We start from the raw sequence: 10,491 nt of genomic DNA on the forward strand, positions 1-10,491 counted from the left end.
CTGCAACGGGCGACGTTCAGGGGTCTTACATCTGCGGCGTGCGGTGGTCACACGGCCTGCTCCTCGTGCACGCCTTCGGCGAACTCCTCGATCATCTTGTCGCAGAACGCGTCAAGGTCGTCGGGCTTGCGGCTGGTTACCAGGCCGTTGTCGCAGACGCACTCCTGGTCGACCCAGTTGGCGCCGGCGTTCTGCAGGTCGGTCTCGATGCTCGGCCACGACGTCACCCGCCGGCCTTCGAGCACGTCGGCCTCGGCGAGCATCCACGGTCCGTGGCAGATGGCGGCGACCGGCTTGCCCTGCTTGAAGAAGTCGCGGACGAAGTCCACGGCGGTGTCGTTCATGCGGAGCGCGTCGGGGTTAAACACCCCGCCCGGCAGCACGAGGCCGTCGTAGTCTTCGGCGCTAACTTCATCGATGGTCTTGTCGACCCCGAACCTGTCTCCGGGTCGGTCATGGTGGACGCCCTGAATGGAAACTGCCTTGAGGGAAACCAGCTCGACCTTGGCTCCCGCGTCGATGAGCGAATTGTACGGCTGCTCAAGTTCGATCTGCTCGACACCATCGGTCGCGAGGACCGCTATCTTCTTAGTGTTAAGTCGCTTTGACATCGGTGCTTACCTCCTGTGCATTCGGATAGACCCATTTGTGAAGATTCCGCGTAGGTGAATTGAGGGGCAAAGCTCATGCCAACCAACTTGGGTCGAGCAAGGGCTTGTCAACTCCGCGCGTCGGCGCTAGCCCGCACGCGTCGGTCGATCGCCGCTTGGATTTGTTGACTCGCAACTTCCGCGACTCTAGGCTGCTTAGTGACGACGCCGGCCTCAGGGCCGGCAAGGAACGACCACAGCTGGGAACAGAAGGCGAACCGCTATGTTGGGTGTGCGGCAAGAGTGGAAGGCATTGGTGCTCGGGGTGTGCGCGACGGTTCTGTCGGCCACCTCCACCGCAAAGGCCGAGGTCACGGGGGCTTCGCTCGTCGGCACGGTTCCGGGGTCGGGCGTCAGCGCGGTGTTCGCCACCCACGCGCCGGGGCGGCCCGATGAGTTGTTCGTGGTCGATCAGCGGGGCATGATCCAGATCCTCAATCTGCAGTCCGGCGAGTTCAACAGCACGCCGTTCTTGAACATCACCTCGCTAGTCGACGACGCGGCCAACGAGCAGGGTCTGCTGGGGCTGGCGTTCGACCCAGACTTCGTCAACAACGGCTACTTCTACGTCAACTACACGCGCGACCCTGGGCCCGGGCCCGACCTGACGCAGATCGAGCGTTACCAGCTGACCGACCCGCTCACCGACACCCTGGCCCGCACGCGCAGCCGCACCCCGGTGCTGGACTTCGAGCAGGACTTCAGCAACCACAACGGCGGCTGGATTGGGTTCAGCCCGAACGACGGCTACCTCTACATCGCAACCGGCGACGGCGGCAGCGGCGACGACCCCAACAACCGCGGGCAGAGCCTCAACACCCGCCTGGGCAAAATCCTGCGCGTTGATGTCCACGGCGACGACTTCCCCGCCGACAGCACCGAGAACTACGCCGTCCCCGCCGACAACCCGTTTGTCGACGGCTCGCCCGGCACGCTCGACGACATCTGGGCCTTCGGCCTGCGGAACCCCTACCGGGCCAGCTTCGACCGCCAGACAGGCGACCTCTGGATCGGCGACGTCGGCCAGCTTGCGCGGGAAGAGATTAACTTCCAGCCCGCCGACAGCCCGGGGGGCGAGAACTACGGGTGGCGCCTCCGCGAGGGCGACATCGCCACCCCGACCGGCGGCGTGGGCGGCCCCGAGCCGCCAGGGCACGTCGGCCCCGTGTACGACTACGTATCGAACGGATCGTTCCCCTTCGGCGGCGAGGCGGTGATCGGCGGGTACGTCTACCGCGGCGCCGACCCCGAAGTGCGTGGCCGCTACTTCTTCGCCGATTCCAACAGCTCTCGGCTGTGGTCGTTCGAGCCCTCGGACCCCGACGGCACGGTGCAGAACATCGAGTCGCTGCTCGACCCCGGCAACGACATCTTTATCCCCACGTCGTTCGGCGAGGACGCCGACGGGAACGTGTACGTCATCGCCCGCGGCGGCGGCGTGTTCCGCATTGACACCTCCATCCAGATCCCCGGCGACTACGACGGCAGCGGCACGGTGGACGCCGACGACTACGCCGAGTGGCGTTCGCGGTACGGCCAATCCGGCGGCCTTGCCGCCGACGGGAACGGCGACGGCGTCGTCGACGCGGCGGACTACACCGTCTGGCGTGACAACCTGGGCCGCACAAGCACGGCGCCCACCGCTGCTGCGGCGCCCGAACCGGCCGCGGCGGCCCTGTTGATGCTGGCGTCGGCCGCGACTGCGGCGCGCCGTCGGCCCCAGCGGCGGGCCGCCACGCTGCCGCGCTGAAACTGAATTCATTCCGCGATTCTCATCAGGCCGCATTTTCTGCGGCGCCGTCCGCAAGGCCCCGGGTTCTATAGCCAAACTGCGCGCCTGCGCGGTGTCCTGGCGACTGCTCTTCACCGGAGGAATGGACCGATGCGTTTGACCCTCGCCTCGTTGCTTCTGCTTGCCATCCCCAGCGGCGTCGACGCCGCGGAGTGGGCCCGCTTCCGTGGCCCCGACGGCGACGGCGTCAGCCCCGACAGCAAGCCGGTCCCCACCGAGTGGAGCGAGACCAAGAACCTCCGCTGGACCGCCGAGCTGCCCGGCCCCGGCCTCTCCAGTCCGGTCGTGCACGGGGACCGCGTGTTCCTCACGAGCTGGACCGGCTACGCCGCCGGCGAGGGCTCGAGCGACAACATCGACGACCTGAAGCGGGCGTTGGTCTGCATCGACCGGAACTCGGGCGAGACGATCTGGACCAAGGAGGTCGCCGCGGTGCAGCCCGAGGAGCCCTTCCGCGGCATGTTCGCCGAGAACGGCTACGCCTCGCACACCCCGGTGACCGATGGCGAGCGCGTGTTCGCCTTCTTCGGCAAGACGGGCGTCATCGCCTTCGACATGGACGGGGAGAAGCTCTGGCAGGCCAGCGTCGGCGTCGGCGACGGCATGATGGGCTGGGGGACCTCGTCCAGCCCGGTCCTCTACAAGGGCATGGTGATCATCACCGCCGCCGCGGAGAGCAAGTCGATCATCGCGCTCGACCAGAAGAACGGCGAGGAAGTCTGGAAGCAGGAAGCCGATAGCCTGGCGGGCACGTGGAGCACCCCGATCCTTGTAGAAGGACCGGAAGGGCCCGAGCTGGTCTTGGCGGTCCCCTACGAGATCTGGGGCATCAACCCCGACACCGGCAAGCTGCGGTGGTACTGCGAGTCGGTCGACTCCAACTCCGCCTGCGCCAGCCCGGTGGTTAAGGACGGCGTCGTGTACTTTGTCGGCGGTCGCGACGGCGGCTCGATCGCGGTCAAGATCGGCGGCAAGGGGGACGTCTCCGACTCGCACGTCGTGTGGCGAGAGCGCCACCGCGCCCGCATCGGCTCGCCGGTGGCGCACGGGGACAACCTGTACTGGGTCGCCAACGGCGTGGCCAACTGCATCCGGCTCGCCGACGGCGCCGAGGTGTACCAGGAACGCCTGAACAGCGGCTCGGGCGGCGGTCGGGGACGCGGACAGGACTACTCCTCCATGGTCGCCGCCGATGGCAAGCTGTTCTTCGTCAACCGCGGCGGCACCTGCTTTGTGCTGGCCCTAGGCGACGACTTCGAGCAGCTCGCCGCCAACCGCTTCGACTCCGACGGCGGCCAGTACAGCGCCACGCCGGCCATCGTGGACGGGCAGATCTTTATCCGCTCGTCCGACCGGCTCTACTGCGTCGAGCAGGCGGTCGAGGCGGGCGGCTGAGGCCGACCAGGCGGATAGCCGCGGGCGAGGGCATCGCCAACCGCGGGAGGATGTGCAACAATACCGGCCCCGCCTGCTGAAGCCCTCCGCCCCAGGAGCCCCGCCTTGCCTGCTACGCCGCTGCCGCGTCCGGTCGTCGAGCGACTGCAAAAAGTCTACGGTCCCCGCGCCGACGAGGGCGCCGCGCTGGTCGAACAAGCGATAGCGCCGGTTGCCGAGCGCCTCGCCCAAGCCGCCGACGCGGACGACGCCGCCCCGCGCTGGTCCGAGGGCGACATCGTGCTGATCACCTACGCCGATCAGCTCAGCTCCGCCGACGCCACGCCGCTGGGCGCCCTGCACCGCTGGCTCAAGCGCGAGCGGCTGGACGGGCTGCTCAACACGGTCCACCTGCTGCCGTTCTGCCCGTACACGTCGGACGACGGGTTCTCGGTTGTCGACTACCTGGCCGTGGACCCGGACGCGGGCACGTGGGAAGACATCGCCGCCCTCGGCGAAGATTTCCAGCTCATGTTCGACCTGGTGCTGAACCACTGCTCCCAGCAGAACGCGTGGTTCCAGGCCTACCTCCGCGGCGAGCCACCCTACGACCGCTTCTTCATCGACGCCTCGCCCGATCAGGACCTGTCGCAGGTGGTCCGGCCCCGCAGCCTGCCGCTGCTGTCGCCCTACCAGACCGCGGGCGGCGAAAAGCACGTCTGGACCACGTTTAGCGCCGACCAGGTCGACCTCAACTACGGCGAGCCCGCCGTGCTGGCCGAGATGCTGCGGGTGCTGCTGGAGTACGCGGCGCGTGGGGCGCGGATCGTCCGGCTCGACGCGGTGGCGTTCCTGTGGAAGCAGATCGGCACGAGCTGCCTGCACCTGCCGCAGACGCACGAGATCGTCAAGCTGTGCCGCGACCTGCTGGAGGCCGCCTCTCCCCGCACGCTGGTGCTCACCGAGACCAACGTGCCCCACGCCGAGAACGTCAGCTACTTCGGGCAGGTCGACCCCGCCGACGGCCAGGGCGACGAGGCCCACATGGTCTACAACTTCAGCCTGCCGCCGCTGCTGCTGGACGCGTTCGTCAACGGCGACGCCACGGCCATCCGCGCGTGGCTGAGCAAGCTAGCGCCGCCGCCCCCGGGCTGCACGTTCTTCAACTTCACCGCCTCGCACGACGGCGTCGGCGTGCGGCCGCTGGAAGGGCTGGTTTCGCCGCAGCGGTTCGACAAGGTGATCGCCGCGGTGAAGGCCCGCGGCGGCAAGATCAACACCCGCCGCGCCGCCGACGGGACCGATACGCCCTACGAGCTGAACATCGCCTACGTCGACGCCATGGCGCCCGATCCGGGCGCCGACGGCCAGGTGGACGCCGAGCTCCACGTCCGCCGGTTCCTCGCGTCCCAGGCGGTGATGCTGGCGCTGCAGGGCATGCCGGCCGTCTACTTCCACAGCCTGGTCGGCACGCGGAACGACTACGCCGGCGTCGAGGCGAGCGGGCAGAACCGCCGCATCAACCGCCACAAGTACAACCTGCCCGAGCTCGACGAGCACCTCTCGCACCCGGGCTCACTGCAGCGGCTCATCTACGACGGCCTGTGCGAGTTGCTCGCCCTGCGGATCGCGCAGCCGGCGTTCCACCCCGAGGCGAAGCAGCGGGTCGTGGACCTCGCGAACGACCGCGTGCTCGCGTTCCTCCGGACCGCGGTCGACGGCGCCCAGCGGATCCTGACGGTGGTCAACTTCTCGCCGGACGAGGAGTCGTTCGACGTGCCCCAGCTGGACGCCACGCTGTACAACCTGCAGACCGGCGAGCCCTACCCGCCCGGCTCGCAGGCGCAGCTCCCGCCCGGCGGATTCTGCTTTCTGGCCGCGACCGACTGACAGCCGGCACGGAGCGGGCCGAGACCGCTATCGCCCGATCCCACGCTGCGCCGTATCTTGTCCTGTGCTCGCCGCCCCGCAGGACAAGCCGATGATCCACCACGTCACGCGCAAGATTGGGTTCCTCAAGACCACCGCCATCGGCGGGCTGGTCTTCCTGCTGCCGCTGATCGTGATCGGCTACCTGGTTGGCAAGCTGGTCCCCGTCGTGCTGAGCATCGCCAAGACGCTCAACGAGACCCTCGGGTTCCAGTCCGCCACCGGCTACCTGATCCTGCTGGGACTTTCGGTTGCGGTGATCGTCCTGCTCTGCTTCGCCGCCGGAATCGTGGCGCGGTGGACCATCGGCAAGCGGATCGGAGGCTTCATCGAGCGGAACCTGACGCTCATCTTCCCGCGGTACTCCATCTACAAAGACCAGCTGGCCGGCGGGCTCAACGCCGCGGCGCTCGAGGGCCGCATGAAGCCGGCACTGGTGCACATCGAGGGCGTCACCCGCCCGGTGCTGGAGATCGAGCGGACGGCCGCCGGCCAGGTGACCATTTACCTGCCCGGCGCGCCCGACCCGTGGAGCGGCACAATCGGCTTCGTCCGCGCCGACCAGGTCACGCCCGTCGAGACCGACCTGGGTGAGTACCTCGCCGCGTTCGAACGGCTCGGCCGTGGCGCCGCGGCAGCGGCCCGCGTCGATGGGCGTTAGCCCAGCGACAGCAGGAATCAGGCGGACGCGCTAACTCCGCCGCAGACGACCAGCTCCGATCCCGCAGTCGAAGGCAAAATCGCCTGCAAGGATCAGGCTGTCTCAAACTCTTGAGAAAGCTCGGAGATCTCACTGCGGCGAGTCGACTTCTGAGAGCAGCTCTATCCCAACCAGCCGTGGGCTGTGACGTAAGACATCACGCAGAGGGCTCCGCACGGGGCCCCTCAGGTTTAACCGCGAACACCTTCACGCTGGCGGCGTAGTCGTTTACGTTGTAGCGCAACAGCAGGTCCTTCAGACGCGAGTGCAGGCCGTCGTCGCCGGCCGAGACGACCGGCAGGCCCGCCTCGTCAGAAGCGCCGCAGCAGCCTGACTGATTCTCTACCTTGGCGTAGGCGTTCAGGTCGCTGCCGCTGTCGACAATCTCTACCGCGGCGAAGCCGGCCCGCAGTAGCCCGGCGCGGTAGTCGTGGATCGGGATCGCACCGGCGATGCACCCCACGTAGGCCATCAGGTCGCTTCCTAGCTCGGGCGGCAATTCCGCCTTGAGCGCAATGTCGCTGACCGCCAACCGGCCGCCAGGCTTGAGCACCCGCGCGACCTCCTGGAACACCGCGGGCTTGTCGGGCGCTAGGTTGATCACGCAGTTGCTGATCACGCAATCGACCGATTCGTCGGGCAGCGGCAGGTTGTCGATGAGCGCGTGCAGGAACTCGACGTTGCTTGCCCCCGACCGCTCGGCGTTGCGGCGCGCGAGCTCCAGCATCTCCGGAGTCATGTCCACGCCGATCGCCTTGCCGGTTGGCCCCACCCGCCGGGCAGCCAGAAACACGTCGAGTCCGCCGCCGCAGCCAAGGTCGACCACCACCTCGCCTGGGCGCAGCGACGCCGACGCTGTGGGGTTACCGCACGAAAGGCCCATGTTGGCTTCGGCGGGGATCGAGCCAAGCTCTTCCGCTGAGTAGCCGAACGCCTGAGCGACCGCCTTGACGCCTTCGTGAGAGCTGGACAGTCCGCTCGATGCGACGCTGCCGTATTTCGACTTAACCGTGTCTTGCAGGCTCATGCTTCGTCCTCCAGCCAGTCGGTGATCCGTGTTTCAATTTCGTCACGCACCGTGCGGAACCGTTCCAGCACCGCCTCGGGCGCGCCTTCGAACGACGCCGGGTCGTCGAACGGCCAGAAGTGGCGGTTGAGCATCCCAGGGAAGATCCGGGGGCACGTCTCGTTGGCGCCCGCACAAACGATAATGAGGTGGCGGACCGAGATCCGCCCGAGATAGTCGGCGGAGTCCTGCGGCTGCTGATCGCTGATATCGACCCCCCGCTCCGCCATGACTTCGACGGCCAGGGGGTGCACCGACGAGGCGGGGCTCGTGCCGGCGCTCAGCACGTCGAAGCGGTCGCCGGCTAGCGACCGCAGGAAGCCCTCCGCCATCTGGCTGCGGCATGAGTTGCCGGTGCAGAGGAACAGGACCAACGGCTTGTTGTTCATAGGTGGAGCCTCATTCAATGAAGTTCGCATCGGGCAACGCAGGGACACGAGCCGAACGGGGCCCGCCGCTAGGCCGCCCGCTCGCCCGCCGCGGCGGGCGCCGGCGCGGCGAACCACTTCCGCTGCAGCCAGAACGCCACGCTGACCAGTCCGATCATCACGGGCACTTCAACCAGCGGACCGATTACCGCGGCGAACGCGGCCCCTGAGTCGATCCCGAACACGGCCACGGCCACGGCGATTGCCAGCTCGAAGTTGTTGCTCGCGGCCGTGAACGCCAGCGCTGTGGTCTGCGAGTAGTCGGCGCCGATCCGCCGCCCCATCAGGAAGCTCACCAGGAACATCGCGACGAAGTAGATCAGCAGCGGCGCCGCGATCAGCAGCACGTCGCCCGGGATGCGGACGATCTGGTCACCCTTCAGGCTGAACATCACGAGGATCGTAAACAGCAACGCCACCAGCGTGAGCGGGCTGATGCGGGGGATGAACTTCTGCTCGTACCACTCGCGGCCCTTCGCCCGCAGCAGCACCAGCCGCGTGACCAGCCCGGCCAGGAACGGCACGCCGAGGTAGATCAACACGCTCTGGGCGATCTGCCCCACGCCCACCGCCACGACGCTCCCCTCCAGCCCCAGCTGCGGGGGCAGCCAGGTGATAAAGAACCACGCGTACACGCTGTAGAACAGCACCTGGAACACGCTGTTGAAGGCGACCAGGCCGGCGGCGTACTCGGCGTCGCCCTTGGCGAGGTCGTTCCACACGATGACCATCGCGATGCACCGCGCCAGTCCAATCAGGATCAGGCCGGTCATGTACTCGGGGTAATCCCGCAGGAACGCCACCGCCAGCACAAACATCAGCGCCGGGCCGATCACCCAGTTCTGCACGAGCGACAGGCCCAGCACGCGCCAGTTGCGGAACACGTCGCCCAGTTCCTCGTAGCGCACCTTGGCCAGCGGCGGGTACATCATCACGATCAGGCCCAGCGCGATCGGCACGTTGGTGGTCCCCACCTGGAACCGGTCGATGAACGCCTCCACGCCCGGCACGAACCTGCCGCACGCGACGCCCACCGCCATCGCCAGGAAGATCCACAGCGTCAGGAACCGGTCGAGGAAGCCCAGCCGCCCGTCCGGGCATGCCGCGGACGGGCAGGAGTTGGTGGTCGCGTCAGTCGCCATGGTCGCCTCCGGTCAGGGCGCCCGGGAGGGTCGCCACGTAGTTGCGTATCTCGTCTCGGACGCGCCGGTAGTGTTCCAACCCCTCCGCTTCGCTCGCGGCCTCGCGGGCCAGCCGCGGGGGGTCGTCGAACGGCTGGTGCACCACGCGGGCGGCGCCGCGGAACACCGGGCACGATTCGGCCGCGTTGTCGCACACGGTCACGACGTAGTCGAACTCGACGCCCGACAGATCGTCGACGTGCTTGGAATGCTGCGAATGGATATCCACGCCGGCCTCCGCCATGACCGCCACCGCGTTGGGGTTCATGCCGTGCGTCTGGACGCCGGCGGAGTAGGCCTCGATGGAGTCGCCCTTGAGCGAGCGGGCCCACCCTTCGGCCATCTGGCTGCGGCACGAGTTGCCCGTGCAGAGGAACAAGACTTTCAACATTTGCAGTTCGCCTGCTTTCGACAGAGTTCTTCGGGTTCTAGCTTCAGCACGGCCTTCAGCGCCCGCTGGTCGGCCTTGGCCTGCTTGTCCTGCTGCAGGCTCGCGAGCACCAACTCCAGGGCCTGGAGGGCCTCGCCGGGCGCGTCGTCGTCGGCCAGCCGGAAGTAGGCCCACCGCCCCTGCTTGCGGGACTCCACCAGGCGCGCCTGGTGCAGGATCGACATGTGCTTCGACACGGTCGACGATGCGAGACCCAGGACCTCGACAACCTGACAAAGGCAGAGTTCCTGCCCACGCAGGAGCCCCAGCGCGCGGAGGCGGTTCTCGTCGGCCAGCGCTTTGGTGATTGCTAGTAGGTCTCTCACGGCCGCTCTCCGATGCGTCATTTCGCCAAGTAGCGAAATATTAGAGCCGCGGTGCCTGCGCGTCAAGGCTTCCTGTCGAGCGTGAGATAGGACCCCATCGTTGTGTGAGTTAGAAACGCCGGTTCGCCTCCCCGGCCTCTTAGGACCGTACGACGACGCGCGATCGAATGCCCCTGACCAGAGAGCCGTACTTCCCCGATTTCGTTGTAGAAACCGGCCACCCAGCGCGGTCTAATAGGGGGTGTTGCCTGCTGGACTTCAGCCGCCGTCGGGCGGCGATCGGCTGGTTGATAGGCTAAGAATCGGTCCGACCTACTTTTGTCCCTGTGGGGCGCACACGCTGGACAAAAGTCGGGGAGCACCTTCAGGAGAGAGACGCGAATACCCTACAAAACAAGGTGCTTGAGCGATCCGCCGGGGAAACCGGGGGCGGACTTTTGTAGCTCTGTAGAAAGCTTCTAGATGTTTAGAGGATCATGAGGTTGAGAGTGAGGGTCTTGAGGGCGGCTTCGCGTCGCTGCATGGGCTTTTTTCGTGCTCGCAGCTGGGGCCCGAGGAGGCGTTTGAGCATGCTGATGGTGGTCTCGGCCTGGGCGCGTTGCCCGTAGCGGGTGG

The 10,491-nt window shown here is 67.2% G+C and carries 10 protein-coding genes; 4 read left to right on the forward strand and 6 right to left on the reverse strand.

The annotated features are described in order from the left end of the window. Positions 1-47 precede the first annotated feature (47 nt). Positions 48-611 carry a type 1 glutamine amidotransferase domain-containing protein gene (locus KOR34_RS05510; RefSeq protein WP_146562938.1) on the reverse strand — a complete coding sequence of 188 codons (564 nt, stop codon included), beginning with the start codon at positions 609-611 and terminating at the stop codon, positions 48-50. 262 nt (positions 612-873) lie between these two features. On the opposite strand from KOR34_RS05510, the gene KOR34_RS05515 reads away from it, so the two are divergent. The 4 genes from KOR34_RS05515 to KOR34_RS05530 all read left to right on the forward strand — a co-directional run bounded on the left by KOR34_RS05515 (position 874) and on the right by KOR34_RS05530 (position 6,406). After that, on the forward strand, positions 874-2,400 hold the full coding sequence (locus KOR34_RS05515) for a PQQ-dependent sugar dehydrogenase (protein WP_146562940.1): 1,527 nt from the start codon (positions 874-876) through the stop codon (positions 2,398-2,400). 132 nt (positions 2,401-2,532) lie between these two features. Continuing rightward, complete coding sequence (locus KOR34_RS05520) at positions 2,533-3,837, forward strand: PQQ-binding-like beta-propeller repeat protein (protein ID WP_146562942.1); 1,305 nt, start codon at positions 2,533-2,535, stop codon at positions 3,835-3,837. A 105-nt stretch (positions 3,838-3,942) separates the two neighbouring features. Continuing rightward, positions 3,943-5,706: an alpha-amylase family glycosyl hydrolase gene (locus KOR34_RS05525; protein ID WP_146562944.1), complete on the forward strand. Its 1,764-nt coding sequence runs from the start codon at positions 3,943-3,945 to the stop codon at positions 5,704-5,706. A 91-nt stretch (positions 5,707-5,797) separates the two neighbouring features. Then, positions 5,798-6,406, forward strand: coding sequence for a hypothetical protein (locus tag KOR34_RS05530; protein WP_146562946.1), 609 nt, complete (start codon positions 5,798-5,800; stop codon positions 6,404-6,406). A gap of 196 nt (positions 6,407-6,602) precedes the next feature. Here KOR34_RS05530 and arsM read toward each other — a convergent pair whose 3' ends face one another. From arsM to KOR34_RS05555, 5 genes are all read right to left on the reverse strand, one after another. Next, on the reverse strand, positions 6,603-7,472 hold the full coding sequence (arsM, locus tag KOR34_RS05535; protein WP_146562948.1) for an arsenite methyltransferase: 870 nt from the start codon (positions 7,470-7,472) through the stop codon (positions 6,603-6,605). After that, the gene (locus KOR34_RS05540; protein WP_146562950.1) at positions 7,469-7,900 is read right to left on the reverse strand and encodes an arsenate reductase ArsC; all 432 of its coding nucleotides are present in this window, start codon (positions 7,898-7,900) and stop codon (positions 7,469-7,471) included. Before KOR34_RS05540 ends, arsM begins: the two co-directional genes overlap by 4 nt. A 68-nt stretch (positions 7,901-7,968) precedes the next feature. Further along, a complete protein-coding gene (gene arsB / locus KOR34_RS05545) occupies positions 7,969-9,081 on the reverse strand; it encodes an ACR3 family arsenite efflux transporter (RefSeq protein ID WP_146562952.1) in 1,113 nt (370 codons plus the stop codon). Further along, positions 9,071-9,511, reverse strand: a complete 441-nt coding sequence (locus KOR34_RS05550) for an arsenate reductase ArsC (protein ID WP_197531173.1) — start codon at positions 9,509-9,511, stop codon at positions 9,071-9,073. Before KOR34_RS05550 ends, arsB begins: the two co-directional genes overlap by 11 nt. After that, on the reverse strand, positions 9,505-9,876 hold the full coding sequence (locus KOR34_RS05555; RefSeq protein WP_197531174.1) for an ArsR/SmtB family transcription factor: 372 nt from the start codon (positions 9,874-9,876) through the stop codon (positions 9,505-9,507). Before KOR34_RS05555 ends, KOR34_RS05550 begins: the two co-directional genes overlap by 7 nt. Positions 9,877-10,491: the final 615 nt, after the last annotated feature.

Source organism: Posidoniimonas corsicana (assembly GCF_007859765.1).
GTDB lineage: Bacteria > Planctomycetota > Planctomycetia > Pirellulales > Lacipirellulaceae > Posidoniimonas > Posidoniimonas corsicana.